The organism is Streptomyces sp. NPDC059861, assembly GCF_042731435.1.
Classification (GTDB): Bacteria; Actinomycetota; Actinomycetes; order Streptomycetales; family Streptomycetaceae; genus Streptomyces.
Map to the genome: position 1 here is coordinate 1 of NZ_JBHWJQ010000059.1, position 26,073 is coordinate 26,073.

Genomic DNA, 26,073 nt, shown 5'->3' on the forward strand with positions numbered 1-26,073 from the left:
GGCTGCACACCTACAATCACCACCGCGGACACACCGCGCTGAAGGGCCAACCACCCGCCAGCCGCGTCCCCAACCTCACAGGGCAATACACCTAGGGCACCTCCCTTCGGCGGCCGGAGCGGAGGGGCCGGGTGGGCCCCCGGGAAGGAGATCGCCACTGCCGTGCGCCCTCCATGAAGGGCCTCTTGGCGGCCCGTCCTCAGCCCGCCTTACGGGCCACCCGGTTCAGCGCGGCGCCCACCCGGGGATCGGGCGGCTCGCCGGAGGCGTCGACGCCGAGTTCCTCCACCAGCCTCTTGAGGTAGACGTCGACGGTGGACTCCACCAGTTCGGCGTGGACCGTCACGGCGCCCCGGCCTCGACGCCACGCCACGAGCCCGGTGACGACGGCGGCCACGGCCGCGGGCCACCAGAGGCAGCCCAGTGCGGCGTAGCAGCCGGCCCATACCGAGCCGGTCACCCCGGTGTCGAAGCGCGCCCGCGAGGTACGCAGCTCCGTCCTGACGTCCTCCGGCAGGACCACCCACAGGCGTGTCCAGCAGGCGGCGAGGTCTATGCCGTACTGGTGGCGCAGCCGGGTCTCGGCAGCCGCCATACGGTCGCCGGTGAAGGTGGGCCTGGCGGGCGGGGCGAGGGCGATGGCGTCGCGGTGGGCGGCGCGCTCTTCGAGGTCCCGCCGAAGTCCCTCACCGCGCCGGTGTGCGGGGTTCGCTGCGCGCAGCCGCGTGATCTCCGCCTCGATCTCCTCCCAGTGCCTGAGGCGCCGGGTGGTCAGCCGGTCGGCCAGCGGCCGTGCGACCGCCGGCCACTCCCCCGTCCAGATCCGCTCGACGCCGTCGGCGCATGCCCGCACGAAGGCGCCCGCCGCCACCGAGGCGAGGACGATCGCCGCCACGACGCCGATCTGACCGAGCGTGGGCAACTGCCCCGCCTGCGTCGCCCAGTACCCGAACCGCTCGAACAGAGCGGACCGGTCGAGCGCGGAACCGTGGCCGAGCACCACGCCGGTGGCCGCCGCCGCGACGAAGAGCAGGCCGGGAACCGCCAGTTCGGACAGCCACTTCTCGGCCAGCTTCTGGCTGAGGCCGTCGAGGACCGGGGGCACCGGCTCACGCCTCCACGACGCGCAGCGGCCGGTCACGCAGCCAACAGCGTCCCCCGGCGGGGAGTTCGCCGCCCGGCGTCCGGACCACGTCGAGGCTGCACCACCCGTCGGGGCAGCGGTACGACTCCCCCGCGGGACGCGGTTTCGTGCCGAAGGTCATGTTCCCCGGTTCGTCCCCACGCACCGGTCTCGCGTCGTCGAACACATGCGGCGGTATGTTCAGCCCCGCGACCGCCTGCCGTACGGGTGTCTCCGCCAGAACGGCGCGGATGGCGTCGTGGAGTCCGGCGAGCGTTCCTTCCGCGGCCATGTCCTCCCGCAGCCAGGGCAGCGCCGTGCAGAAGTCGGCGCGCATCCCGCGGTCGTCGTTCATCGGCCTCTCCTGAGTTCTCCTGGGTTCGTGTGACGGTGTGCGGGCGGGCGACGGTCTTCGGCCACTAGGGACCGGTGTGCACGACCGATGCCCAGAACAGCGGTTCGCGATACCGGTCGTGTCGGCGCAGCCGTCCGACCGCCCGGTGCAGGGCGTGTGCCGGGCCGGGGCCGCCGGGTGCGGCGAGTGCCCGGTACACCTCCCGGGCGAGGAGCGGACCCATGCCGTCCTCCACGGTCCACAGGCTCCCGATCACGTGCCGGTAGCCGCAGAGCTGGAAGGCCGACGCCATCGAAATGGCCTCGTCTGCCAGTTCCTTGCCCGGGGCGGCGCTGTGGCAGGCGGACAGGTACGCGAACTCGGCACCCCGCAGCCGCTCCGCGGCGAGCTCACGCAACGTCAGGTCTCCACCGTGCAGGCGCAGTCTGCTCTGCGACGGGGCGTCCGGGTTCCCTACGCCGTGGCAGGCGAGGTGGGCGTGGGTGTGCGTCCGCAGCGCGGCCAGCACCGCCTCCGGAGTGGCGTCGGTGCCCCGGAGTTCGGACCTGACGGCGGACAGCCGCTGTGTCGCGGCCAGTTCGTCGTCGAGGGCCGTCAGCCGCGGTGGGAGGTCGCCGGCGTCCACGGCGACCGCGACCAGCGATCTCCCGCCGGCCTCGGGAGCGGCCGTGTCACGGGCGTGCAGCAGCGAGCCGAGCGTGGGGACGTACGACGAGACCACGCGGTCCTGGGCGTACTCGGAACCGGGCCGTCCGTCACCTTCCAGCAGCGCGGCGTGCAGCGGCAGCAGGGACAGTACGCCGGTGGGGCACCACCAGAGCCGGGGCGCGGCCTCCCCCGGGCCCGGCCGACGGTCCAGGCCCAGCCGGCCGAGGACCGGCCCCACGATCCGCTCGCCCAGCCACCGCAGGGTCCGCTTCATCTCCCGGTCGTGCGTGTACCTCTCGCCCCCGGTGGTGCCCGGCGTCACCAGCCCGGTCACGGCCGTGTGGAAGGCGCCGGCCCGGCGGTCGATCTCCTCGCTCGTGACGCCGGGCAGGGGCACCACCTCGACGACCGTCCGGCCCTCCGCGCGGCGCAGCAACAGGGCGTCGCAGGTCAGAGGGGAGACGTTGATGACGGCGACGGGCCCGTGTGCCGCGGCCTCGCTCAGCCGCGCCCAGTCCGGCGGCCGGTGGAAGTGGGCGAACCCGGGAAGGGCGCGTATCTCCGCGACGAGCGCGTCGAACTCCGCGGCCGAGGCCTTCCGCTGCTCCGGGGTGTGCCGCGGCAGGACCAGTTCGGCGCAGACCCGCTCGTAGCGTTCGGCGAGTTCCGCGGAGGCGGCGATCAGCTCACCGTGCCGCCTCCGTAACCGCAGTCCCTGCGCCAGCAGGACTCCACGGCCCTGTTCCAGACGCATCAGCGCCTCACGAGGCCGGCCGCCGGCGATCTCCACGGCCGCGGCGGTGGTGGCCAGCGAGGACACCTCGCGCAGCCGTACCTCCTGCGAGGCCCGGCCCAGCGAGCGTCCGGTCAGTTTGGGAAGCAGGTCGGTGAGCGCCACGCCGAACGCGGCACGGGCCTGCTCCCCGTCCCCGAGCGTCATACAGGTCATGCCCCACTGCGCGGCGCACGCCAGCCGGGTGCGTACGTCCTGGGTGGGGGCGAGCGCGGTGGTGCGGTACTGCGTGACGGCCCCGGCCAGATCGGCCACGGCGAGCCGGCTCAGGCCACGCGTCCGCAGCAGCCTCCCCAGTTCCCAACGGGCCAGTTGCTGGTTGGGCCCGGTGTCCGAGGGTTCACCCGCCACGCGTCTCAGGAGGGACTCGGCCTCGTCGAGGTCCGCGTCCCGACCCGCGTGCACGCCGCGCTTGCGGAGCGCGACCGCCAGCTTGATCAGCATCACGGGGTGGTCGTGCTGGGTGGGTGGTGTGGCCGAGACGGCGTACCGGAGGTGGTGCACCGCCTCGTCCAGTTCGGTGATGTCGCCGTGGACGTCGAACCGTGTGGTGAGGACGGCGGCCAGGTTGGTGAGCCGCTGGGCATGGGCGGGCGACGCGTCCGTCCGGAGGGTGGTCGGATGGCGGACGGCCTCGGTGGCCGCCTCCAGGTGGGCGATGTCTCCCGACGAGACGTAACGGTCGAGATGGGACAGGCCCAGGAAGGAGTGGGCCGATGCCCGCTGGTCGTCGTCGAGGGGGCCGGCCAGGGCACGGGTCAGCTCGGCGACCGAACCGTCGAGGTCGGCGAGTTCGCCCTCCATCTCGAAGCGCATCCTCAGGGCCTGGCCGAGTTCGATGCGGCGATGAGTGCGTTCCGGCTCCCCGGTCGTGGGTGCCGCGACGGCCGACCTCAGTCGGTCGACGATCTTGTCCAGCCGGTGCAGCCCCCCGTGCCGCATGTAGCGGCTCCACTCGGCCGCCACACTGCCGTCGGCCAAGGGGGCGGGCGGGGACTTGGCCTGCGTCCGCATGAGGAACTCCAGCATCCGCTCACGCGCCGGATCACCGGCCGGGAGCGCGGCGATCGCCTCACGCATCAACTGCAGTCCGGCCTCCCTGGTCCGCCGCGCATCGCCGTCGGCAGCCTTCAGCTCGGACATCTCCGCAAGGGCCGTACCGGCGTTGAAGGTGATCTGCGGTTCCGACTCGCGTCCCTGCGCCTCGCTGTGTGCCCACAGCAGCAGCGCCGCGGCCAGGACCACCCCGTCCCGGTCCTTGGCCCGCGCACTCGCGAGCAGCAGCGCGTTGCCCACGGCGTGCGCGATCTCGTACGGCGGCACGACCCGCGGCGGATGTTCGGCGAAGTGGCCGCGCAGCGGTTGCGGAACGATCTCGGGGCGCAGCGCGTGCACGATCCCGAACAGGAAGACACACGCGTGCCCGTTCCATTCCTTCTCCTCCTCGGGCACGTGCCGATACCGCGCGAAGTGGTAGCACGCGACGAGGTACACGACGTCGAGCACATCGGTGTCGGCGTCGGGGTCCGCCGAACCGCCCGTGCCGCCCGTCTGTCGGGGGGTCAGCTTCTCGCGGACATCGTGGAGGAGTCCGGCCAGGTTGCCGTGTGTGCGGCGCGACAACACGTTCGCCGGTGCTTCGAAGAGGAACGGCGCCGCCTGGTCCGGTGCGGCCATCGCCCTCCGGATGCCGTCGCGAAGTTCCGCGCTCAACAGGCTCATCGACCCCCGCTCCCCTGATCGCCCCTGCGGTGGCGCCACGGTACGTCAGGGGGCGAGGCCGTGCCGGGGCAAAGCAGGAAAAGGCCGGTCGTCATCGTTCGCAGGCCGGGGCGACGTCCCGCCCATGGCCCAGACGGCGACGAGGCAGGGCGTGGCCGCCAGGAAGGCACCACGGGCCTGGGCCGGTACGGCCACCCGGGGCCGCAGTGGTGACCAGGCTCCCGGCCGGGGCGGGACGGGGTCAAGCAGCAGGGGCACGATGGCGGCCAGCGGCACGAAGAGGACGGTGAGCAGTACGAAGACCAGTGCGGTGGGGGCCGGGGCGTACTGCACCAGCAGACCGCTGCCGACGGCCCCGGCGGCCAGTCCGGCGGCCGGCGCGACGGCGTTGACCAGGGAGCCGAGGGGCGAGATGGGTGAGGGCTGCAGGTCCATGAGCCCGGCGCTGACGGCGCCCGCCGCGGCACCGGTCGCCAGCCCCTGCAGGATGCGGGCCGGCAGGAGCGCCTCGACTCCGTCGGCGGCGAGGAAGACGACCATGGCCGCCGCCTCGACGACCAGCGCGGCGGCGAGCACGGGCCGCCTGCCGACGCCCGCCGACGGTCAGCAGCGCGACCAGCAGCGCCACGCCGTAGAGCGCGAAGACGAGGGTGGGCACGGTCGGCGAGAAGCCCCAGTGGTCCTGGTGGACGACGTGGAGCGGGGACGGCGCGGCTGCCGCGGCCAGGAAGGCGAGCAGGGTGCTGCCGAGGATCCAGAAGCCGACGGGACGTGACAGTCGTCGTATGGGGCCGGTGCCGGGCATCGGGCTCAGAGCTCTCCGACCGCGGCGCCGAGTTCGAGCTCGGTGCGGGAGCGTTCCTGGAGTCCGCGCTCCATGAGGGCGCCCATGCGGGCGGTGCTGGCCGGATCACGCGCCAGGATCTGGAAGAAGCCCGCGTCGACGTGGACGTCCTCCTTCGGCGGAAGTCCGGCCGCGTTGATCCGGCGCTTGACGAGCCGCACGGCCGCCTCCGGGAACCCGGCGATGCGCGCCGCCAGCCGCTCGACGTAGGCGATCAACTGCTCGTCGGGCAAGGTCTTGTTGACGACGCCGATGCGCTCGGCCTCTCGTCCGTCGAGGTCCTCGGCGCCCAGAATCACCTGCATGGCCCGGCCACGGCCGACGAGCCGCACGAGGTGCTGGACCGATCCCGCGCCGGGGAAGGTGCCCAGACCCACTTCGGGCTGGCCGATCACGGCACGCTCCAGGGACGCGAAGCGCATGTCGCAGGCGTGGAGGAATTCCGCACCCGCGCCGCGCGCCCGGCCCTCGACGACCGCGATCGTGATGGGCCGGGCCTCGCTGAGCCGCCGGTACAGCGCGCCCAGACTGATGTCGTCCGGGCCGCCGGAGGTGGCCGCTGCGGCCGTGTACTCGGCGATCCGCTGCACGTCGACGTGCGGGAGGAAGAAGTCGGCATCGGCGCTTCGGAAGACGACGACCCGCACGTCGCCGTCGGTGTCCGTCTCGTCGAGCAGCGCGATCAGGTCGGTGACGAAGGGCTCGTCGATGAGGTTGATCGGAGGGTTGTCGATCGTGGCCCACAGGACCCCGTGGCGCAGCTCCGTCTGGATCGTCCGGTAACTCCGGGACATGGTGGCCAGCTCCTCGCCATCAGGGAAAGTCACTTGCGAATTGCAAGCAGCACTGTCGACCCTGCCATCGCCACTTGCAATTTGCAAGCAACACCGTCGTCGGCCGGGGCGCCCGTCAAGCGTCGGTGAGCGCCGCGACAAACTCCTCCAGTTCGGCCCCGAGTGGCGTGTCGCACCCCCATACGGCCTCGTCGCGATCCGGACAGCCAGCGGCCTCGCCCGGGTAGGTACACAGCCCTGCCATAGCCGGCCGTTATATCCGCATCACCAATGATCCTCTACCGGAACGATGCACATCGCCCTACGGTCGAAAGCACTCCCGCGACCGGCCCACCGCATCGGCCTTAGGCAGCGGTTGAACGGCCACCCCCTCCCGGTTCCCCCGTTGCACCCAGCAAGGAGCACACTCATGACCAGCAACACCCTTGACTTCACCGGCCAGAAGGTCATCGTCGTCGGCGGCACCAGCGGTATGGGGCTGGCGGTCGCCCGCCGCGTCCTGCAGGACGGCGGCAGCGCCGTCGTCACCGGCCGGTCGGAGGCCAGCGCCGCCGAGGCGGTGGCGGAGCTGTCGGGCTTCGGAGACGTCACCGGGCTGGCGGCCGACCTCTTCGACAGCGCCGCCGTGGACCGTCTGCGTGGCACCCTCACCGAGCAGCACGGCGACGCCACTCTCCTCGTGAACGCCGCGGGCATCTTCGAGCCGAAGACCTTCCTGGAGCACACCCACGAGGACTACGACCGCTACCAGGCCATTACCCGCGCCTTCTACTTCATCACGCAGACCGTCACCGGCAACATGATCGCGCGCGGCAACCGGGGAGCCGTCGTCAACATCGGGGGCATGCTCGCGCACCAGGCGATGGCCGCCACCCCGTCCTCGGCGTACTCCGTCGCCAAGGCCGGACTGCACTCCCTCACCCAGCACCTGGCGATGGAGCTCGCCCAGTACGGCATCCGCGTCAACACCGTGGCACCCGCCGTGGTCCGCACCCCCATCTACGAGGCCTTCATCCCGAAGGACGAGATCGACTCCGCGCTCGACGCGTTCAACCCCTTCCACCCCCTCGGACGTGTCGGAACCCCCGACGACGTCGCACCCACCGTCGCCTTCCTCCTCTCCGGGCAGGCCGACTGGATCACTGGCGCCACCTGGGACGTCGACGGCGGCGTCCGCGCCGGACGCAACAACTACTGACCGGCCGGCACCCCCACCCCGAACACAGGAGCGCGTCGTGTCCTACCACGAGCACACCGATCACCAGTACGCCAAGCACCTCCGCGCCGGCGCCACCGAGGCCTTCAAGGCGTTCATGGCGTTCGACCACCAGGTCCTGCGGGGCAGCAACAACGTCATCCCGCCCAAGTACGCCGAACTCACCGCCGTGGCAGTGGCGCTGACCACCCAGTGCGCGTACTGCATCGAGGCGCACACCAACGCCGCGCACGCCGCGGGCGCGACCCAGCAGGAACTGGCGGAGACCGTCATGACCGCGGCGGCACTGCGCGCCGGGGGCAGCTACGCGCACGGCTTCATGGCCATGAAGTTCTTCGACCAGGCCCAGAAGAGCGACACACAGTGAGCTTGAAGCGCTCGGGCGGGCCACCTTCTCGGTCGGCGGTCCGTGGCAGGGCGGCTTTCGGATCACCACGCGCACGGGTGCCCTCACCGAGGGCGGCGAGCACGACGAATCGCGCGTGGCGAGGTTCGGGATGAGCAGCGACGAGCCCGTCTCGGCGCTGGGCACCGACACCGCGCCCACGCCCGTGTGCGCGTCGACCTGAGCGCCCCGGACGCCGGTCGCGCACAGCTGGAGGAACGCATCTCCCTCGTCCAGCGCCGCTCGGCGATCCGGGACACCCTCGCCCACCCGGTCGAGGTCGTCACCGAGCTCGCCTGATCCAGGCGCCGACAGCGTGACAGAAGCCCTTGGGCCCGCGACCCAAGGGCTTCACACCGTGACAACCGGACGGGACTCATGAACGGACCCGCCGCCCTTCACCGCGTAGGTGACTCCACCGGAGAAACGACCTCGGGCCGCCTGTCGATCGACGTGCTGCCCTTGCGGGAGCGGCGGTTGATCAGCACCACACCGCCGACGATGACGACGCCGCCCAGCACCTCGACGAGGTGGGGGATCTCGGACAGCCACACGAACGAGACGACGAGCGCGACCGGCGGAACCAGATAGAGGGCGGCCGTGGACACCGCCAGCGGCAGCCGGGCGACGGCGTAACCCCAGAGGACGAACCCCACGGCGGACGGCAGGAGTCCCAGATACGCCGCCGACGCCAGCGCCTCGGAAGAGGCCGCCGCCACGGCATGCACTGTCGCCGGAAGCAGCGGCAGCGCGAGGACGGTCCCCGCCACCATCGCGTAGGTCGCGACCTCCATGCCGCTGTAGTGGCGCAGGAGGGGCTTGGAGACAACGTGGTACACCCCCTGCACGACAGCCGCGGCAAGAACCACCAGCGCACCTGCGGAGAACCCCGCGGAGCCGCCTCCGAGGGCGACCGTCACGGAACCGCCCAGGGCAACGCCACTGCCGATGAGCACGGAACGCGTCACAGGCTCCGACAGGAACGACCTGCCGAGCAGAACGCTGAACACGGGAGCGACGGCGATCAGCATGCTCGCGGTGCCCGCGGAGACATGGACCTCGCCCCAGTTGAGCAGGACCTGGTAGGCGGTCATACCGGTCGCGCCGGCGAGCACGATCAGCGGCAGGTCCCGGCGCCGCGGACGCCGAACCCCGAGGAAGGGCGCGAACGCCGCCAGCACGACGGCCGCGATGGCCAGGCGCAGGAAGGACAGCGCCGCGACGCCGAGGTCGTCGACCCCGACGCGGATGGCCGGGAACGCCGACGCCCAGAGCACGACGACACCTGCCAGGGCCAGGAAGCTGCGGGGACGGGAGTACGCGTTCATGTCCTTCACGATGAGCCCGGAAAACCAAAAGGTCCAGTTAGGTATTCTTGAGAGATTAGAAAGAGAGGCTGCACTGTTCTCTCCCGCAGGCGCGCACGCGTGGCTATGCTTGATGTTTCAGGCGCGATGCGTAAGGAGGGCTTCATGCTCGACGTCAGAAGACTCCGCGTCCTGCAGTACCTGGCCACCCATGGCACGGTGGCGGCCGCGGCGCAGGCGCTGTACCTGACCGCTCCCGCCATTTCCCAGCAACTCGCGGCGCTGGAGCGGGAAGTGGGCATGCCCGTCGTCGAGAAGCAGGGCCGCACCCTGCGCCTGACCCCTGTCGGTGAGCTGCTGGTGTCCCACGCCGAGATCGTGCTGAGCGACCTGGCCGCCGCCGAGTCGGCGCTGGAGGCCATCCGCGGTGGCGGCCACGGCATGGTCCGCGTCGCGGCCTTCGCCTCCGCCGCACGCAACCTGGTCGCTCCGATCTGGCAGCGCATCCTCGACCCGGCCCCTGAGGCCGACATCTCACTGGAGCTGGAGCTTGTCGAGCAGGAGCCCGACGCCGCGCTGGAGTCCCTGCGCCGGCGGGACGTCGACGTGGCAGTCGTCCACGGGTACACGGTGCTGCCTCGGGACTTCCCGCCCGGCTGCGAGGGGACCAAGCTCCTGGAGGAACCCGTCCTGCTCGCACTCCACCCCGACCGCGCCACACACCTGGGCATCGGGCCGGGAGACACCGTGGACCTGGCGCGCCTGTCCGACAGCCCCTGGCTCACCCCGGGACCGGGGACGTCCTGCTACGAGATGATCCAACGCGCCTGTGGTGCCGCAGGGTTCGTGCCGGCCGTCCGTTCCCGCAGCAGTGACTTCTCGGTGCTGGCGGCGCTGGTGGCCGCAGGGGCGGGGGCGGCGCTTCTGCCCCGCATGACCCTCCCGGACAGGACGTCGGGGCCGATCAGTCTCCACCCCCTCCTGCAGCCCGTGACCCGCACCGTCTACGCCGTCAGCCGCACCGGCACGTCGCGGCGGCCCGACATCCGCCGGCTCGGCGAGCTGCTGCAGGAGGCGGCCGGAGCAGAGATCGAGCGGGAGTCTCCCGCCGGAAGCGGCGCCCGGGCCGACTTCGAGGCCCGATCGCCCGTCCGACCCATGCTTTAGAATTGCAAGTAATTTGGGTGCGGAGGTACCGGTGAAGCGTCGAGAGCTGGTCAATTCAGCGTGTCCGATCGACCGCTCCCTCTCCGAGGTCGGCGACACCTGGACGCTCCAGATTCTGCGGGACGCCATGCACGGCGTCACACGTTTCACGGACTTCAGCAAGCGGATCGGCGTCGCCTCCAACATCCTTTCCGCCCGGCTGCAGAAGCTCGTGGCCGTGGGCATCCTCGAGATCCACGAGTCGGAACTCGGCAACTCCCACCAGTACGTCCTCACCGAGAAGGGCCGGGATTTCCACACCGTCCTCTCGGCACTGCGGCAGTGGGGGCAGAAGTACCTCTTCGAGGACGACGAGCCGATGACCCAGGTCGTCGACGCCCGGACAGGGCAGCCGCCCCGCCTTCTGTCCGTCGTCGCCGAGGACGGCAGGGAGCTGACCCCCGAGGACCTGCTCGTGGTCCAGGCACGTGCGGCGGACCCCATCGAGAGTGCGGTACCGATCGACACACCTCGTCACCGCAAGGCGTAGGGAGCAGGCCCAGGCGCCGGGCATCAGTACGCGCCGATGCCGCTGGACGTACATTCGGACGTATGGACGAGTTGTCCCAGCGCATCGACCCCACGACGGACCGGACGGCCGCCGCGCGCCTGCTGGGCTGTGCCCCCGACGAGGTCGGATACTGCCCCCGCTGCCAAGGACTCACCCACCGCTACGGACGCGACGCACAGATCATCTGCCCCGCCTGCCGCGCGGCGGAGACACCGCCCGGGGCAGCTTCTCCCGCCCCGAGGACAACCTCGACGGCCTGAGCGCCCATGGCATCGGCACCGCCCTCGCACGCCGCACGCCGATGACTGCCCGGGCGGGTTGCAACCCCTCATCCAGGGGCGTTCCCTGGAAGTACCGGCGGTGAGGCGAGCCCTCGATCACGGCCCATCCGAAAGCCGCGCCTTCGTGTGCGGCCCGTGCAGCGGTCCGTCCTCGAGTCCGCCTCCGTCGCTCCACAGGAGGTGACACAGGTGAAAGCCGTTGTCTACGAGAGGCCCTTCAGCGTCACGGTGAAGGACGTCGACGATCCGCGGATCCAGCACCCGAACGACGTGCTCGTACGTGTCACGTCGTCCGCGATCTGCGGCTCCGACCTGCACATGTACGAGGGCCGCACCGCGGCCGAGCCGGGCATCGTCTTCGGACACGAGAACCTCGGCGTCATCGAGGAGGTCGGGGACGGCGTGTCCTCCCTGGCCGTGGGCGACCGTGTCGTGATGCCCTTCAACGTCGCGTGCGGATTCTGCAAGAACTGCCTGGCCGGCGAAACAGGCTTCTGCCTGACGGTCAACCCGGGCTTCGCCGGCGGTGCCTACGGCTACGTGGCCATGGGCCCGTACAAGGGCGGACAGGCGGAGCATCTCCGGGTGCCGTTCGCCGACTTCAACTGCCTGAAGCTGCCGCCGGGCGAGCAGTTCGAGACGGACTTCATCCTGCTCGCCGACATCTTCCCGACCGGCTACCACGGGTGCGAACTCGCCCAGGTCATACCTGGAGAGAGCGTGGCCGTCTACGGCGCCGGACCGGTGGGTCTCATGGCCGCCTACTCGGCACTGCTGCGCGGTGCCTCGAAGGTGTTCTCGGTGGACCGGGTACCCGAGCGACTCGCCAAGGCCGAGGAGATCGGGGCCATCCCGATCGACTTCACCAAGGGCGACCCGGCCCAGCAGATCAAGGAACAGACGAACGGAGAGGGAACCGACAAGGGCGTGGACGCCGTCGGATACCAGGCCCAGGCGCACGACACCAGCCACGAGGAACCGGCCATCGTCCTCAACGCGCTGGTGGAGACGGTACGGGCGACCGGCAGGCTCGGCATTCCGGGTCTGTACGTGCCCTCCGACCCGGGTGGGCCCGACGAGCACGCGAAGCACGGCCAGCTCCTGGTCTCGATCGGCAGGATGTTCGAGAAGGGCCAGAAGATGGGCACCGGTCAGTGCAACGTCAAGCGGTACAACCGCCAGCTACGTGATCTGATCATCGCCGGGCGCGCCAAGCCCAGCTTCGTGGTCTCGCACGAATTGCCGCTGGAGGATGCTCCGCAGGCGTACGAGAAGTTCGACAAGCGCATCGAGGGCTACACCAAGGTGGTCCTGCACCCAGGTCACGCCCTCGCGGCGTGAGCCACCCAGGCCCGGGCACACACCAGTGCCCGGGCCCACCTGTGCTCAGCCCTCCCATGCGTCGGGGCCGCCACCGCGCCACTCGACAAGCTCGGACTGCCGTACCCAGTCGTCGTCGACGTCGTCCAGACCCGCGAGGCGCAGGAACTCGACGATGTCCAGCACCCCGTACGCCATCCCCACGAAGTGGCGCTCGACGCGCACCCGCCGGCCTCCGTCGTCGGCGGGCGGGTAGATCACCACGGGCGGTGCGAGAGCCATGGCAACAGCATGCGGTCTGCGCGCAACCCACGCATTCGGGGCACCGACCCGCCTCCCGGACGCCGGTGCGGGTCCTGGACCCCGGAAAACACCCGTGCGTACGGGATCTCGGCCGTGCCAGGATGGTGGGGGGAATGCGAGGTCGCGTGGACGAGTTGAGGCGATTCCGCCGCGCGCTGGTCGCGTGGGCCGCCGGCGGAGCGGGGGCCGGTGCGGCCGCCGAGGTGGCACGGGAGCTGGCCGGGGACGGTGTGCGAGTGATCGTGCTCGTCGAGGGGAGCAGTGATCAGGTCGCGCTCGAAGCGCTGGCCACGCGCCACGGCCGCGACCTCGGTGCGGAGGGCGTCACGGTGGTGCCGCTCGGAGGAGCGACGAACATCGGCCGTTTCCTCGACGTGTGCGGCCCTCCGGGGCTCGGCCTCCCGCTGGCCGGTCTCTGCGACATCGGCGAGGAGCGGCACTTCCGGCGTCACCTTGAGCGGGTCGGGCTCGGGTCCGGTCTCAGCCGGGCCGAGCTGGAGACACTCGGGTTCCACGTGTGCGTCGCCGACCTGGAGGACGAGCTGATCCGCGCCCTGGGGCCCGCATGCGTACAACAGGTGATCGAGGACCAGGGCGAGACGCGTCCTTTCCGCACCTTCCAGGGCCAACCGGCCCAACGAGGCCGGCCCGTGGAGCACCAGCTGCGCCGCTTCATGGGCACGCACAGCGGTCGTAAGGCGCTCTACGCGCAGGCGCTGGTCGCACACCTGGACCTCGAACGCGTTCCCCGGCCGCTGGAACGCCTCCTCACGCACGTCTGACGCGGCTCCCACGCCACCGGCCGCCACCACCGTGCCCGAGCCTCTGTCGGCTGGCCGGATCAGGGCACCCGTGCCGCCGCGGCGCGTGCCAGGCCCAGTGTCCGGGAACGGGACGGTGCCGCGGGACTGCCCGCCTCGCTCAGGACGACCAGTGTCTTGTCCACGACCACCAGGACCAGGGTCTCCTGCACCGTGAACGTCTCCGCGGTGACGGTGACCGTGGCGTGCCACGACGCATCGCCGATCCCCGCCGGCCCGTGCGCCACCACCGCCTCCGTGCCGGTCATGCCGTCGTTCCAGCCGAGGCCGAACTCACCGCAACCGGACAGCACGTTCGCCGCCTGCTGGAGTTCCCCTCGCGCCCCCGGCCCCGGCAACCAGCGCAGCACCTCCTGAAGGAACGGTCCGCTCTTGCTCTGGGCGAAGGTGGCCCGCGCCTCGACCGCACCCGGACTGGTGCTGCGGTAGGACTCCAGCGCGTTGAGCATGTTGACGCACTCGGGGCGGTTCGAGCGGGTGGGGGGATCGTTCTCCAGCACGGTCCTGACGTAGCCGGAGGGCAGGTGAGCCGTCGTCAGGAGGGCGGCGGAGAGAGTGCCGGGGGCGGGTGGCCCGGCGGGGGCGGGAGTCACGGGGTTGCCCACCGGTCCCCCGGGCCGTCCCGACCCACCGGACCCACCGGACCCCGCAGAACCGCCACCGGAACCGTCGGCCCCACCGGTACCACCCGACTCCCCAGATCCACCCGAGCCCGCCGGCGTCCGACGGCCCGCCACAGCAGGGCGAGGGCCAGCAGCGCGAGCGGCCCGCACAGCACCACCGCCGACTGGGCCAGCCGGACGTCGTACACGCAGCCGGTGAAGCGGTCGAGCACCGCGTCGGGCGCGGCCGACGCGGCGGGCAGGCAGCCGACATGGGCGCCCGGCCAGTTGCCGCGGCCCAGGACAAGCCACCACCACGTGGTGAACGAGGCTCCGGCGCAGGCGACCAGGCCCAGCAGCAGCAGTCGCGTGGTGGTCGGCAGGGGCAACGGACTGGAGACGAGCGCGCGGGCCACGTCGCGGGGGTCCTGGGTGGCCCGGACGGCGTCCGGCGCGGTGGTCATGCCGGTGGTGTGGTCGCCGGTGCCTGCGCGGGTCCCGGGTCGTCGCGCACGGTTGCCCGATGGTCGGGGATGTCCGGCGCCGCAGCGCCCGGCGAGGCACCGCCCGGTGACGCAGCGCCAGGCGACGCACCGCCCGGCGACGGCGACGGCGCGGTCGACCGGACCACCACGGCCATGACGACTATCCGGGCGCACTCGTCGGCCTCGGCGGGCGACAAGCCCGCGGCACGGCCCTGGGCCAGGGCCCAGTCCGTCAGTTCCTGCCTGGTCACGTCGGACAGTTCCGGGACGGGAGAGGTCAGTGCCGCGCGCCGGCCCTCGGCCGCCTCGCGGTTCTGCCGTCGGCGCCACCACCGGGTGATCCGGGTGCCGCCCGCCCGGATGTGGCCGGAGGCGAGGTCGGCGAGTATCTGCGAGACCACCGCCACCAGCACCGGCAGCAGTACGGCTGTCTCGATGCCGATGCCCAGAGGGTCCCCCGCCGACCGGTGCAGAGGTTGCGGCGGATACGGCCTGGCGGCGTAGGCCCGGCACGTCGCGTCGAGTTTCTCCAGCTCGGCCGGTGCGAGGCTGCCGACCACGTCACGCAGGACGTCCTGGCCTGTGCGCTGCTGCATGGGTACCTCCCGTAGGGCGTGAAGACATAGAGACATGGAGACATGGAGCCGTGCGGACTCGACGCCGCGAGAACACTCAGGCCTCACGGGCACGGGGACATGAGGCGCACCGACGGCGTCCCGCGCCTCACGCCCCGTCGGCCGTCGGCCGTCGGACTCAGTTCCCGCGCGAGCGGACTCAGTTCCTGCGCGGCCGTCGGATCGCCACGAGCGCCACAGCACCGGCGGACACGAGCACCGCCGCACCCGCGACGACGACCAGTCCGGGCGTGCCGCTCTCCGCGAGCTGTTCCCCTCCGCCGCTGCCACCGGACAGCGACGACGGGGCCGGGGCGACGGACGTGGGGGACGGGGACGGCTCTGCGGAGACGGAGGCCGAGGCGGAGGCACCGTCACTGGGCGTCGCCGACTCGCTCGGTGAGGCGCTGACCGAGCTGGTGTCCGTGGCGCTCGGCGAAGCCGTGGCCGTCGCTTCGGGCACCACCGAGTAGGACGCCTTGCCGTCCATGAGGAGCACCGGGTCGACCTGCGGGATGGGCTGGACGAGGCCCTGGGTGACGAACTGGAGGGTGGTCGACGTCGGTACCGCGCGAGCGAGCGAGATACGCAGTCCGATCCGCAGGGTCTCGCCCGCCGGGAGGGTCCCCACGGACGGCAGTCCGTCCTCCGTGCTGAGGTGACCGGAGAGCGCGGTGGCGCCAGGCGTCAGTTCCACCGCCCGCCACACGGACGCCGTCGCGTCGAACCACTCCACCGTGACCTGGTCGGCCGTCAGCGGCGTGGCCGGCGGTGCGAGGCGGACGCCCACGGCGACGATGAAGCTGTCCGTGACGTCGGTGCCCAGTGCGTTGTGGAACAGCGCGTTGACACTCAGTGGCTGTCCGCCGGGCACCAATTCCCCCGAGTCGGGCGCCAGTTCGGCGTAGGGCGCGGTCGGATCCGCGGCGTGTGCCGGCGTCGTGGTCGGCATCCAGGAAAGAAGAAGAGCGGCGCAGCCCAACAGGGCCGCAAAGAACCATCGACGGCGCACAACAACCAGCTCCCCCTGCGACGCGCGCCCCCAGCGCGCTTCCTGGCGTGACACTGGGAAGCTTAAAGTATCAACTGCCGGAAATGGGCCGAGATTCGTATTCGATCAAAAAAGGAGGGAGCCAATCAATTGATCTACTAATGCGCCCATATGGCTTTGTGATTCATATGCCCGGTGGGTAGCGTGCCGAGTGGCTTGGAGTCCCCACGCGGCACAGGTCGGGTCAGATGCCGAACGGAGCGGCGTAGTGGACCGTGCCCCTCGGGAGGGGATGGTCGGCGTCGAGGCTGAGTGCCATGAGGGCCTCGTCAGGGACGTCGATGGTCAGGCCGATGCCGTGGCCGGAGGCACGAGTGAATCCGAACCGCGGGTAGTAGGCCGGATGCCCCAGGACGACCACATGGTGCTCACCCAGTGACCTCGCGGCAGCCAGGGCCGCGCGTACGGCCGCGCTGCCCGCACCGGTCCGCTGCCACTTCGGGCGTACGGCGCACGGAGCCAGGCACAGTGCCGGCGTGCTGTCGATGTGGCAGCGGGTCAGCAGGGCGTGACCCACCGGTCGGCCGTCCTCGTCCGCGGCGATCAGCGAGAGCCCCTCGATCCATGCGGCCGGGTCGGCACGCAGCGCGTCAACGAGGTCCGCCTCCTCAGGGGTGGGAAAGGCGGCGAGGTTGATTTCCCGGACGGCGGAGATGTCGGCGACGGTTTCGGCGCGTGTGATCCAGGTGTTGCCCATGACGGTGAAGTTCCGTTTCAGGAGATGTTCGTGGGGGTGCCCGCGAGCTCACGCTCTCAGCGAGTCAGCTCCTGATCAGCACGAACACATCAACCCTAACACCGCCCCCAGCACCCGGTGGCCAATATGCCCACCTCATGGTGTGCCGCTGCCTTCACCCGGGTGCGGGGCAAACATCTTCCGTACTATCACTGCTACAACCATGTGCGGCAGTAACTGCTACCGCCCGCACGACACCAGGCAGAAAAGCACACACGTTAGATTTCGCATACGCCACGGGCCTACCACCCGTCGGCCATGACACCCAGAAAGGGTGTGAGGACCTTGTCCGAAACCACTGCCGAAACCACCGAGTTGACTTCGCAGTACAGCGCGCAGGTGGCCGGCGACCTCGATCGCAACGTCAAGGAGCAGGAACGCCTCAGCGGTGAAATCGAGGCGCTCCAGGCGCAGTTGACCGCCCTGCGCCATGACCACACGGTCCTGGTGAACATTCAGCAGGCACTCGGCGTCCCGGCACCCGCGGCGCCCTCGGCCGAACCCGCCGCGACGGTGCCCGCACCTCGCAAGACCAGGAAGTCGGCGGCCACTTCGACCGCGGCCAAGCAGGCGAAGGCGAAGAAGCCCGCTGCGTCCACCCGGAAGCGGTCGGACAAGAAGAGCCCCGCCAAGGCCCCGGCGACGTCGCCGACTTCGCCCACCCTCGTCGAGCTCGTGCGCGCACATCTGGAGGCCCAGGGCGAACCCCGCTCCGCCGCCGAGATCACCACCGCGCTGGGACAGCAGCACCCCGAGCGCAACGTCAAGACCACCGTCGTGCGCACGACGCTCGAGGGGCTGGTGGCCAGGAACCAGGCCCAGCGCAGCAAGCAGGGCTCGTCCGTCTTCTACACCACCCCCGAGGCGGCCGGGCCCGCGGCACAGGCCGAGGAACTCGCCCAGCAGGGCGAGTGACCTGACCCCCAAGGGCTGTCGGCACATCGGGGCGCACCCGACGTGATCGCGCGGCCGTAGGAAGTGCCCCTTCGCCACCGCCCCGCCCCCGCGGCATTCGGCTGCGGGGCGGCAGGCGCACCCTTCGGGTCACATACGCGAACGCCCTAGTCGAGGTCCACTCCTGCGGGCGATCCCTCAAATCTGCGCGACCTCTTGCCTCAGTCGCTCCCCGACCCTACGCTCACCCGACCTTGCACGTGAATTCTGTTCACATAGCTGAATGGAGAGGGTGTGGGTAGAAGATCTCCGGCGACTGTCGCCCTGCTCATGATCGCCGCGCTCGTCGCCGCGGTCGTCCCGGCAGCGAACGCACAGGCAGCGCCCAAGACGCCCAGAACCACAGTCCTCGACGGCGCCCGGCTCAGGCAGGCGAAGGTCGAGCTGCAACACGGCAGTCCCGAAATCCGCCGGACAGTGGCACAACTGACGCGCCGCGCCGACGGATGGCTGAACCAGGGGCCGTGGACGGTCGTGGACAAACCACGTCCCGCGCCCAGCGGCGACGTACACGACTACCTCAGCCAGGCCCCCTACTGGTGGCCCACACAACCGCCGTCCGCCGAGAACCCGTGGGGCTGCCCCTACGTCCAGCGTGACGGCGAACGGAACCCCGAGGTCGACTCGGGCACCGACCGCCAGGACGTGGAGAAGGTCTTCGACTCGACCTACGAGCTGACCCTCGCCTGGTACTACACCGGCCGCCGCCAGTACGCCGAGAAGGCCACGCAGGTCCTGCGCACCTGGTTCCTGGACCCGGCCACCCGGATGAACCCGCACCTCGATCATGCCCAGTTCATCCCCTGCAGGTACGACGGCCGGGCGATCGGCATCATCGACTTCTCGCAGTCGTACACCAGCGTCGTCGACGCCCTGGCGATCCTGGACACCGGCGCACCGGGCTGGACCCAGCGCGACCGCGCCGGCATGCGGCGCTGGAACACCGACTTCCTGACCTGGCTGACCACCAGCCCCTTCGGCGAGCAGGAGGCCGCGGCCACCAACAACCACGGCACCTTCTACGACATGCTGGTCGCCGCCCTGGCCCACGCCACCGGCGACGCGGACCTGGCACGCAGGACGGTGCGGGAAGCGGCCGGCAAGCGGATCGATCCCCAGATCGCCGCCGACGGCAGTCAGCCCCAGGAACTGGCCCGCACCAGAAGCTGGCACTACTCCACCTTCACCCTCGTCGCCTACACCCGTCTCGCCGCGATCGGCCGCCATGTCGGCGTGGACCTGTGGGCCCACCACGGCCCGGACGGCCAGAGCCTGGCCAAGGCCGTGCACCATCTGCTGCCGGCCGCGACCGGCGCGGCCGACTGGCCCTACCCGGAGCTGGAGTTCCACCGCTACGCGGCGAGCGACGTCGTCCGCGCGGCCGCGGACGCCGGTGACCGGGCAGCCGCCCGCGCCGTCCCGCTGCTGGAGCCACCGCCGCAAGGAGACCTCTGGCCCGTGCGGCCGGCCGCTGAACAACTCGACTCGATAGCCGGCTGACCCAGCAGCCCGTCGTCCGGCTCACGAGGCCGGCCCGAGGACCAGCGCCCTGCCGGCTCAGCCTTCGCGTACCACTCCCCCACCGGAAAGGCACCCTCATGCGAATGCACTCCCGCGCGCTGTTCACCGTGTTGCTCACCGCAGCCGTCACCACCGGTGGCGGCCTGGCGGTGACGCCGGCCCAAGCCCGTGGCAGCGCCCCCGCGGCGACCATCGACGTCTCCACCGCGGCGCAGCTCAAGTCGGCCCTCACCGCCGCCGCCCCGGGTGACACCGTCCGGCTCGCCGACGGCACCTACACCGGCAACTTCAAGGCGACCAAGGCCGCGACCTCCGGCTCGCGCATCACCCTCACCGGCTCGTCCCGGGCCGTCCTGACCGCGAGTGGCGGTTACGGCCTGCACCTCAACGGCGCCTCCTACTGGACCGTCAGCGGCCTGACCGTGCGCGGCGGACAGAAGGGCATCATGATCGACTCCGCCCGAGGCGTCGTGGTGGACGGGGTCACCGTGCACGACCTCGACATGGAGGGCGTCCACTTCCGCAACTCCAGCACCGACGGCGTGATCAGGAACTCCAGGATCCACGACACCGGGCACGACGGCCGGGGGATGGGCGAGGGCGTCTACGTCGGATCGGCGAACACCCTGTCCGACAGGAGCGACAACATACAGATCATCGACAACACGATCGGACCCGACGTCGGCGGCGAGAACATCGACATCAAGGAAGGCACCACCGGCGCGCGCATCGTGGGCAACACCTTCGACGGCAACGGTCTCACCGGCGCCAACTACGACGACTCGTGGGTGGACGTGAAGGGCAACAACGTCCTCGTCGAGAACAACACCGGCAGGAACACCACGAACGACGGCTACCAGACCCACACCCAGCAGTCCGGCTGGGGCTGCGGCACGGTCTTCCGCAACAACCGCTCCACGCTCACGGGAGCGAGCGGCTCCACCCGGCTGGCCGTCAACGTCACGAACAACAGCTCCAGTTGCCGTACGACGGTGTACAGCAGCAACACCGTCACGGGCGGCAGGGGTCTCACCAACATCACCGTGACGCCGTAGGCCAGGAGGGCCCGCGCGGCTGCCGGCCCCGAGCCCAACTCATCGGCGCCCTTTATGAATTGGACTGTACCAAGCACTTGACAGGAGTTTTCGGTCACTTCTTAAATCACGGTGTGAAGTAAGCAGTCCGATCTGACTCCCCCTCCCCCACCATCGCAGCCGCCGCGCCATCCCACAGCCCCCACATCACGGCCCGCCCGTCACAGCCACGCCACCCCGATGGCTCATGCCGTCCCGATGGCCGGTGACCGGTCCGGTCTTGAGTGGGGGCCGCAGGAGTCCGTACCGGTTGGATGACGGCAGAACAGGACAGTGACCCATGACCACGACACTCCTCCGCGGGCACGCGCGGCGCGCCGGGCTCGGTACCGCGGTTGTCGCCGCCCTCCTGGCAGGTTTGAACTCCTCCCCGGCAGGCGCCGCCGTGGCGGCCACCGGACAGATCACCGGACTCGGCGGCAAGTGCGTGGACGTCGCGGGCGCCGCGACGACCAACGGCACGGCCGTACAGCTCTACGACTGCAACGGCACCACCGCGCAGCAGTGGACCGTCGGCGACGACGGCACCATCCGCGCGCTCGGCAAGTGTCTGGACGTCGCCTCGGCCGGCACCGCCAACGGCACCCGCGTCCAGCTGTGGGACTGCAACGGCAGCGCCGCCCAGCAGTGGACGGTCACCGCTGCCCGCGACATCGTCAACCCGCAGGCCGACAAGTGCCTGGACGCGACCGGCAGCAGCTCGGCCAACGGAACCCGGCTGCAGATCTGGACCTGCACCGGCGCCGCCAACCAGAAGTGGACCGCGCCCAGCGGCGGCGGCAATCCCTCGCCCGGACCCGGCGCGATGGCCGTGGCCCCGTACCTCTACAACGGCTGGGGCAGCCCGCCGAGCCCCACGACCGTGATGAACGCGACCGGCGTGAAGTGGTTCACCCTCGCCTTCGTCCTCAGCAACGGCTACTGCAACCCGCAGTGGGACGGCAACCGGCCCTTGACCGGCGGCGTCGACCAGCAGACCATCAACACCGTCCGTGGCGCCGGGGGCGACGTCATCCCGTCCTTCGGCGGATGGAGCGGCAACAAGCTGGAGAGCTCCTGCGGCAGTGCGGGCGAGCTGGCCGCGGCCTACCAGAAGGTCATCAACGCCTACGGTCTCAAGGCGATCGACATCGACATCGAGGCGGCGGCGTACGACAGCCCGGTCGTGCAGCAGCGCACGGTCGACGCCCTCAAGACGGTCAAGGCCAACAACCCGGGGATCAAGGTCTACGTCACCTTCGGCACCGGGCAGAACGGGCCCGACAGCAGCCTGATCAGCAAGGCGGCCGCGTCCGGGCTGACCGTCGACAGCTGGACGATCATGCCGTTCAACTTCGGTGGCGCCGGCCAGAACATGGGCCAGCTCACGGTCCGCGCGGCCGAGGGCCTCAAGACGGCGGTCAAGAACGCCTACGGCTACAGCGACGACCAGGCCTACCGGCACACCGGCATCTCGTCGATGAACGGCATCACCGACAACAGCGAGACGGTGACGGTGAACGACTTCCGCACCATCCTCGCCTACGCCCAGCAGCGGCACCTGGCCCGGCTGACCTTCTGGTCGGTCAACCGCGACCGGCCCTGCACCGGTGGTGGCGCCGACACCTGCTCGGGCGTCTCCCAGCAGCCGTGGGACTTCACCCGCGTCTTCGCCCAGTACAACGGCTGACCGCACAGCCGCTGTTCGCACCACACCCGACCGCCCGACGGGTCGACCGCGCAGCGGCCGACCCGCATCCTCCCCGCTTTCGTCCCCCGTCCCCCACCCGAGCCGCCCCCCGGCGGCACAGGAAGTAGACACGATGCTTCGCTCCTCGCGACCACCCGTCCGTGGCCGCTCCAGCGGCTCTCCCCTGAGCCGCGCCCGTCGCCCGTGGACCACCGTCCTCGCGGCCGCCGCCACCGCGGCCTCCGTCCTCACCGCCGTCCAGCCGGCCCAGGCCGCCGCCACGAGGGCCGACGCGCCGTCGGACTCGGCGGCGGTGGCCGCCCTGCCGACGAGCTGGGCGACCGTGGTGAACAGCGGCAGCGGCAAGTGCCTGGACGCCCGGGCGGCCGGGACGGTCAACGGCACGGCCGTACAGCAGTACGCGTGCAACAACACCACGGCGCAGCAGTGGAGTTTCACCCCGACCAGCGACGGCTACGTGCGGATCGGCAACCGTAACGACGCCCAGCAGGTGGTGGACGTGAGCAACGTGTCCACCGCCGACAACGCGGCCGTGCACCTGTGGACGTACGGCGGTGGCAACAACCAGCAGTGGCAGGCCGTCGACGAGGGCGGCGGCGCCTACCACTTCGTCAACCGGAACAGCGGCAAGTGCCTGGACGTCCCGTCCGCCTCGACGGCCGACGGTGTGCAGCTGGTGCAGTACGCCTGCAACGGTTCGGCGGCGCAGCGCTTCCAGGTCACGCCCGTGAGCACCGCACCCGGAGACGTCGACCTCGGTCCCAACGTGGCCGTCTTCGACCCGTCGATGCCGTCGTCGACGATCCAGAGCCGGCTGGACTCCATCTTCCGGCAGCAGGAGACCAACCAGTTCGGCTCGCAGCGCCACGCGGTCCTGTTCAAGCCGGGCACCTACAGCAACGACGTCAACGTCGGCTTCTACACCCAGGTCCTGGGCCTGGGCCAGTCCCCCGACTCGGTGACGATCAACGGTGCCGTGCATGTGGAGGCGGACTGGTTCCCGCCGCAGAACGCCACGCACAACTTCTGGCGCGGCGCCGAGAACCTCTCCGTGAACCCGACCGGCGGCACGGACCGCTGGGCGGTGTCGCAGGCCTCCGCGTACCGGCGCATGCATGTGCGCGGCAACCTGGAACTCAGTGACGGCGGCTGGTCCAGCGGCGGGTTCATGGCCGACTCGAAGATCGACGGGCAGGTCCGCTCCGGCACCCAGCAGCAGTGGCTGACCCGCAACTCCCAGCTCGGCAGCTGGACCGGCTCCAACTGGAACATGGTCTTCGTCGGCAGCCAGGGCGCACCGGGCAACACGTTCCCCAACCCGCCCTACACCACGGTCAACCAGACCCCGACCGTGCGGGAGAAGCCCTTCCTGTACGTCGACGGCGCGGGCGCCTACCGGGTGTTCGTCCCCGCCCTGCGGACCAACTCGTCGGCCACCACGTGGGCGAACGGCAACGCGGCCGGCACCTCGCTCGGCATGGACCAGTTCTACGTCGTCAAGCCCGGCGCCACCGCCGCGCAGATCAACGCCGCCCTCGCCGAGGGCAAGAACCTGCTGGTCACGCCTGGCGTCTATCACCTGAACCAGACACTGCGGGTGACCCGGCCCGACACCGTGGTCCTCGGCCTGGGTCTCGCCACCTTCATCCCGGACAACGGCATCACGGCCATGACGGTCGCCGACGTCGACGGCGTGAAGATAGCGGGCGTCCTGTTCGACGCCGGTACGGCCAACTCGCAGACGCTGGTTGAGGTCGGCCCCTCCGGCGCCTCGGCCGGCCACGCGGCCAACCCCACCTCCCTGCACGACGTGTACTTCCGCGTCGGCGGCGCCGCCGTGGGCAAGGCGACCACCAGCCTCGTCGTCAACAGCGACAACGTCATCGGCGACCACATGTGGATCTGGCGCGGGGACCACGGCACCGGTATCGGCTGGAACACCAACACCGGTGACACCGGCCTCATCGTCAACGGCGACAACGTGACGATGTACGGCCTGTTCGTCGAGCACTACCAGAAGCATCAGACCATCTGGAACGGCAACGGCGGACGGACGTACTTCTACCAGAACGAGATGCCCTACGACCCGCCCAACCAGGCCGCCTGGATGAACGGCTCAACGCAGGGCTACGCCGCCTACAAGGTCGCCGACTCCGTCACCAGCCACCAGGCGTACGGACTCGGCAGCTACTGCTTCTTCAACGTCAACCCGGGCGTCACCGCCGAGCGCGCCTTCGAGGTGCCCAACAACCCCAACGTCCGCTTCCAGAACATGGTGACCGTGTCACTGGGTGGCACCGGCACCATCCGGCATGTCATCAACGACCGGGGCGGGCCGTCCAACTCGTCCAGCAACGTCGCGAACCTGGTGAGCTACCCGTGAGGCGGCTCGCAGCCAGGCTGCTGACACTGCTGGCCGTGCTGCTGGGGCTGACCGCCCCGGCCCACGTCGGGAACCCGGCCTCCGCCGCGCCCCAGGCGCCCGCCTTCAAGGTGATCGCCTTCTACAACGGCACCTGGGACGCCGCGCACATCGACTTCGTCAAGGAAGCCAACGCGTGGTTCCCGCAGGCCGCGGCCCAGAACAACTTCACCTACACCGCCACCACCGACTGGAACCTCCTGGCGAACGGCGGGGTGGACGCGTACCAGGTCGTCCTGTTCCTGGACGACGCGCCCCAGACCGCCGCGCAACGGGCCGGCTTCGAACGGTACATGCGGGCCGGCGGCGGCTGGCTGGGCTTCCATGTCTCGGCCTTCACCACCAACGCCGGGGCCTGGCCCTGGTACTACAACTCCTTCCTCGGCAGCGGAAACTTCAGGTCGAACACCTGGGGTCCCACGACGGCGGTCCTGCGCACCGAGGACCGTACGCACCCCTCGACGGCAGCGCTGCCGACGACGTTCACCTCAGCGGTCAGTGAGTGGTACAGCTGGTCCAACGACCTGCGCAACAGGTCCGACATCAAGATCCTGGCGTCGGTCGACCCGTCCAGCTTCCCGCTGGGCACCGACCCGAACCAGTCGTGGTACAGCGGCTACTACCCGATCCTGTGGACCAACACCCAGTACCGGATGCTGTACGCGAACTTCGGGCACAACGCCATGAACTACGAGACCAACACACGGCTCTCCTCGACGTTCGCCAGTGCCACCCAGAACCGCTTCCTCATCGACGGTCTCAAGTGGCTCGGCGGAGCGGGCGAGGACCCCACGCCACCGACCGACCCGATCTCCGAGACGGCGTGGTACTCGGTCGCGGGCGGAGCCGACGGAGCCTGCGTCGACGCCAGAGCGGCGGCCACCGCCAACGGCACACCCATCCAGCAGTACACCTGCAACGGGACGCCGGCCCAGCAGTTCCAGTTCCGCGCCACCGACAGCGGCTACAGCCGGATCGCGATCCGGGGCAACCCGCAGCAGGTCATCGACGTCACCGGCGTCTCCACCGCCGACAACGCACCGCTTCAGCTGTGGTCGTACGGCGCCGGTGGGAACCAGCAGTGGCGACCGGTGCGGGAGGCATCGGGCAGCTACCACTTCATCGCCCGTCACAGCGGTAAATGCCTCAGCTCCACGGGCAGTTCGGCCAACGGCGTGCAGTTGGTGCAGCGACCCTGCGACAACTCCGCGGCGCAGAGCTTCCGCCTGAACGCGCAACCCTGACCCGCGGGTCCCCCGAGCGGTCCCACGGCCC

26 protein-coding genes are annotated in these 26,073 nt (G+C 70.6%); 14 read left to right on the forward strand and 12 right to left on the reverse strand.

The window, feature by feature from the left end; all coding sequences use genetic code 11:
- Window positions 1-199 precede the first annotated feature (199 nt).
- From ACFV6X_RS33590 to ACFV6X_RS33610, 5 genes are all read right to left on the reverse strand, one after another.
- Entirely contained in the window at window positions 200-1,105 is a 906-nt protein-coding gene (locus ACFV6X_RS33590; protein ID WP_385390047.1) for a hypothetical protein, read from the reverse strand.
- 4 nt (window positions 1,106-1,109) lie between these two features.
- Window positions 1,110-1,478, reverse strand: a complete 369-nt coding sequence (locus ACFV6X_RS33595; RefSeq protein ID WP_385390049.1) for a hypothetical protein — start codon at window positions 1,476-1,478, stop codon at window positions 1,110-1,112.
- A 64-nt stretch (window positions 1,479-1,542) separates the two neighbouring features.
- The gene (locus ACFV6X_RS33600; RefSeq protein WP_385390051.1) at window positions 1,543-4,641 is read right to left on the reverse strand and encodes a CHAT domain-containing protein; all 3,099 of its coding nucleotides are present in this window, start codon (window positions 4,639-4,641) and stop codon (window positions 1,543-1,545) included.
- A gap of 45 nt (window positions 4,642-4,686) precedes the next feature.
- A complete protein-coding gene (locus ACFV6X_RS33605) occupies window positions 4,687-5,217 on the reverse strand; it encodes a hypothetical protein (RefSeq protein WP_385390052.1) in 531 nt (176 codons plus the stop codon).
- Window positions 5,218-5,451: 234 nt separating this feature from the next.
- Entirely contained in the window at window positions 5,452-6,312 is an 861-nt protein-coding gene (locus ACFV6X_RS33610; protein ID WP_385390053.1) for an enoyl-CoA hydratase/isomerase family protein, read from the reverse strand.
- Window positions 6,313-6,688: 376 nt separating this feature from the next.
- Between ACFV6X_RS33610 and ACFV6X_RS33615 the strand changes: the two genes are divergently transcribed.
- From ACFV6X_RS33615 to ACFV6X_RS33625, 3 genes are all read left to right on the forward strand, one after another.
- Window positions 6,689-7,477 (forward strand): SDR family NAD(P)-dependent oxidoreductase, encoded by a 789-nt coding sequence (locus ACFV6X_RS33615; protein WP_385390054.1) that lies wholly within the window; start codon window positions 6,689-6,691, stop codon window positions 7,475-7,477.
- 37 nt (window positions 7,478-7,514) lie between these two features.
- On the forward strand, window positions 7,515-7,862 hold the full coding sequence (locus ACFV6X_RS33620; RefSeq protein ID WP_385390056.1) for a carboxymuconolactone decarboxylase family protein: 348 nt from the start codon (window positions 7,515-7,517) through the stop codon (window positions 7,860-7,862).
- Between the two features lie 186 nt (window positions 7,863-8,048).
- Window positions 8,049-8,180 (forward strand): hypothetical protein, encoded by a 132-nt coding sequence (locus ACFV6X_RS33625; protein ID WP_385390057.1) that lies wholly within the window; start codon window positions 8,049-8,051, stop codon window positions 8,178-8,180.
- Window positions 8,181-8,278: 98 nt separating this feature from the next.
- Here ACFV6X_RS33625 and ACFV6X_RS33630 read toward each other — a convergent pair whose 3' ends face one another.
- On the reverse strand, window positions 8,279-9,208 hold the full coding sequence (locus ACFV6X_RS33630) for a DMT family transporter (protein ID WP_385390059.1): 930 nt from the start codon (window positions 9,206-9,208) through the stop codon (window positions 8,279-8,281).
- A 144-nt stretch (window positions 9,209-9,352) separates the two neighbouring features.
- Between ACFV6X_RS33630 and ACFV6X_RS33635 the strand changes: the two genes are divergently transcribed.
- The 4 genes from ACFV6X_RS33635 to ACFV6X_RS33650 all read left to right on the forward strand — a co-directional run bounded on the left by ACFV6X_RS33635 (window position 9,353) and on the right by ACFV6X_RS33650 (window position 12,526).
- Window positions 9,353-10,354, forward strand: coding sequence for a LysR family transcriptional regulator (locus ACFV6X_RS33635; protein ID WP_385390060.1), 1,002 nt, complete (start codon window positions 9,353-9,355; stop codon window positions 10,352-10,354).
- 31 nt (window positions 10,355-10,385) lie between these two features.
- Window positions 10,386-10,883, forward strand: coding sequence for a winged helix-turn-helix transcriptional regulator (locus ACFV6X_RS33640; protein ID WP_385390062.1), 498 nt, complete (start codon window positions 10,386-10,388; stop codon window positions 10,881-10,883).
- 62 nt (window positions 10,884-10,945) lie between these two features.
- The gene (locus tag ACFV6X_RS33645) at window positions 10,946-11,164 is read left to right on the forward strand and encodes a hypothetical protein (protein WP_385390063.1); all 219 of its coding nucleotides are present in this window, start codon (window positions 10,946-10,948) and stop codon (window positions 11,162-11,164) included.
- A gap of 210 nt (window positions 11,165-11,374) precedes the next feature.
- Window positions 11,375-12,526, forward strand: a complete 1,152-nt coding sequence (locus ACFV6X_RS33650; protein WP_385390064.1) for a glutathione-independent formaldehyde dehydrogenase — start codon at window positions 11,375-11,377, stop codon at window positions 12,524-12,526.
- Between the two features lie 45 nt (window positions 12,527-12,571).
- Here ACFV6X_RS33650 and ACFV6X_RS33655 read toward each other — a convergent pair whose 3' ends face one another.
- On the reverse strand, window positions 12,572-12,787 hold the full coding sequence (locus ACFV6X_RS33655; RefSeq protein WP_365447405.1) for a hypothetical protein: 216 nt from the start codon (window positions 12,785-12,787) through the stop codon (window positions 12,572-12,574).
- A gap of 146 nt (window positions 12,788-12,933) precedes the next feature.
- Between ACFV6X_RS33655 and ACFV6X_RS33660 the strand changes: the two genes are divergently transcribed.
- Window positions 12,934-13,590 carry a TOPRIM nucleotidyl transferase/hydrolase domain-containing protein gene (locus ACFV6X_RS33660; RefSeq protein ID WP_385390089.1) on the forward strand — a complete coding sequence of 219 codons (657 nt, stop codon included), beginning with the start codon at window positions 12,934-12,936 and terminating at the stop codon, window positions 13,588-13,590.
- A 59-nt stretch (window positions 13,591-13,649) separates the two neighbouring features.
- Here ACFV6X_RS33660 and ACFV6X_RS33665 read toward each other — a convergent pair whose 3' ends face one another.
- The 5 genes from ACFV6X_RS33665 to ACFV6X_RS33685 form a co-directional block, all read right to left on the reverse strand.
- Window positions 13,650-14,222 carry a hypothetical protein gene (locus tag ACFV6X_RS33665; protein WP_385390065.1) on the reverse strand — a complete coding sequence of 191 codons (573 nt, stop codon included), beginning with the start codon at window positions 14,220-14,222 and terminating at the stop codon, window positions 13,650-13,652.
- Window positions 14,219-14,695, reverse strand: a complete 477-nt coding sequence (locus ACFV6X_RS33670; protein WP_385390066.1) for a hypothetical protein — start codon at window positions 14,693-14,695, stop codon at window positions 14,219-14,221. The genes ACFV6X_RS33665 and ACFV6X_RS33670 overlap by 4 nt, the downstream gene beginning before the upstream one ends.
- Window positions 14,692-15,312 (reverse strand): hypothetical protein, encoded by a 621-nt coding sequence (locus ACFV6X_RS33675; protein ID WP_385390068.1) that lies wholly within the window; start codon window positions 15,310-15,312, stop codon window positions 14,692-14,694. Before ACFV6X_RS33675 ends, ACFV6X_RS33670 begins: the two co-directional genes overlap by 4 nt.
- Before the next feature lie 178 nt (window positions 15,313-15,490).
- On the reverse strand, window positions 15,491-16,282 hold the full coding sequence (locus ACFV6X_RS33680; RefSeq protein ID WP_385390069.1) for a hypothetical protein: 792 nt from the start codon (window positions 16,280-16,282) through the stop codon (window positions 15,491-15,493).
- Window positions 16,283-16,565: 283 nt separating this feature from the next.
- On the reverse strand, window positions 16,566-17,078 hold the full coding sequence (locus ACFV6X_RS33685) for a GNAT family N-acetyltransferase (RefSeq protein WP_385390071.1): 513 nt from the start codon (window positions 17,076-17,078) through the stop codon (window positions 16,566-16,568).
- Between the two features lie 315 nt (window positions 17,079-17,393).
- On the opposite strand from ACFV6X_RS33685, the gene ACFV6X_RS33690 reads away from it, so the two are divergent.
- The 6 genes from ACFV6X_RS33690 to ACFV6X_RS33715 all read left to right on the forward strand — a co-directional run bounded on the left by ACFV6X_RS33690 (window position 17,394) and on the right by ACFV6X_RS33715 (window position 26,042).
- The gene (locus ACFV6X_RS33690; protein ID WP_385390072.1) at window positions 17,394-18,032 is read left to right on the forward strand and encodes a hypothetical protein; all 639 of its coding nucleotides are present in this window, start codon (window positions 17,394-17,396) and stop codon (window positions 18,030-18,032) included.
- Window positions 18,033-18,341: 309 nt separating this feature from the next.
- Window positions 18,342-19,571, forward strand: coding sequence for an alginate lyase family protein (locus ACFV6X_RS33695; protein WP_385390090.1), 1,230 nt, complete (start codon window positions 18,342-18,344; stop codon window positions 19,569-19,571).
- Window positions 19,572-19,675: 104 nt separating this feature from the next.
- Window positions 19,676-20,647 (forward strand): nitrous oxide reductase family maturation protein NosD, encoded by a 972-nt coding sequence (locus ACFV6X_RS33700; protein WP_385390073.1) that lies wholly within the window; start codon window positions 19,676-19,678, stop codon window positions 20,645-20,647.
- 319 nt (window positions 20,648-20,966) lie between these two features.
- Window positions 20,967-22,355: a ricin-type beta-trefoil lectin domain protein gene (locus ACFV6X_RS33705; protein ID WP_385390075.1), complete on the forward strand. Its 1,389-nt coding sequence runs from the start codon at window positions 20,967-20,969 to the stop codon at window positions 22,353-22,355.
- A 133-nt stretch (window positions 22,356-22,488) separates the two neighbouring features.
- Window positions 22,489-24,759 (forward strand): RICIN domain-containing protein, encoded by a 2,271-nt coding sequence (locus ACFV6X_RS33710; RefSeq protein ID WP_385390076.1) that lies wholly within the window; start codon window positions 22,489-22,491, stop codon window positions 24,757-24,759.
- On the forward strand, window positions 24,756-26,042 hold the full coding sequence (locus tag ACFV6X_RS33715) for a ThuA domain-containing protein (RefSeq protein WP_385390078.1): 1,287 nt from the start codon (window positions 24,756-24,758) through the stop codon (window positions 26,040-26,042). Before ACFV6X_RS33710 ends, ACFV6X_RS33715 begins: the two co-directional genes overlap by 4 nt.
- The last annotated feature ends 31 nt before the right edge of the window (window positions 26,043-26,073 follow it).

Coding starts and splice junctions, on each gene's coding strand:
- ACFV6X_RS33595 (WP_385390049.1), bottom strand. CDS start 1,478: ATGAACGACGACCGCGGGATGCGCGCCGACTTCTGCACGGCGCTGCCC.
- ACFV6X_RS33600 (WP_385390051.1), bottom strand. CDS start 4,641: ATGAGCCTGTTGAGCGCGGAACTTCGCGACGGCATCCGGAGGGCGATG.
- ACFV6X_RS33615 (WP_385390054.1), top strand. CDS start 6,689: ATGACCAGCAACACCCTTGACTTCACCGGCCAGAAGGTCATCGTCGTC.
- ACFV6X_RS33630 (WP_385390059.1), bottom strand. CDS start 9,208: ATGAACGCGTACTCCCGTCCCCGCAGCTTCCTGGCCCTGGCAGGTGTC.
- ACFV6X_RS33635 (WP_385390060.1), top strand. CDS start 9,353: ATGCTCGACGTCAGAAGACTCCGCGTCCTGCAGTACCTGGCCACCCAT.
- ACFV6X_RS33645 (WP_385390063.1), top strand. CDS start 10,946: ATGGACGAGTTGTCCCAGCGCATCGACCCCACGACGGACCGGACGGCC.
- ACFV6X_RS33655 (WP_365447405.1), bottom strand. CDS start 12,787: ATGGCTCTCGCACCGCCCGTGGTGATCTACCCGCCCGCCGACGACGGA.
- ACFV6X_RS33670 (WP_385390066.1), bottom strand. CDS start 14,695: ATGACCACCGCGCCGGACGCCGTCCGGGCCACCCAGGACCCCCGCGAC.
- ACFV6X_RS33675 (WP_385390068.1), bottom strand. CDS start 15,312: ATGCAGCAGCGCACAGGCCAGGACGTCCTGCGTGACGTGGTCGGCAGC.
- ACFV6X_RS33680 (WP_385390069.1), bottom strand. CDS start 16,282: ATGCCGACCACGACGCCGGCACACGCCGCGGATCCGACCGCGCCCTAC.
- ACFV6X_RS33685 (WP_385390071.1), bottom strand. CDS start 17,078: ATGGGCAACACCTGGATCACACGCGCCGAAACCGTCGCCGACATCTCC.
- ACFV6X_RS33695 (WP_385390090.1), top strand. CDS start 18,342: ATGATCGCCGCGCTCGTCGCCGCGGTCGTCCCGGCAGCGAACGCACAG.
- ACFV6X_RS33700 (WP_385390073.1), top strand. CDS start 19,676: ATGCACTCCCGCGCGCTGTTCACCGTGTTGCTCACCGCAGCCGTCACC.
- ACFV6X_RS33705 (WP_385390075.1), top strand. CDS start 20,967: ATGACCACGACACTCCTCCGCGGGCACGCGCGGCGCGCCGGGCTCGGT.
- ACFV6X_RS33710 (WP_385390076.1), top strand. CDS start 22,489: ATGCTTCGCTCCTCGCGACCACCCGTCCGTGGCCGCTCCAGCGGCTCT.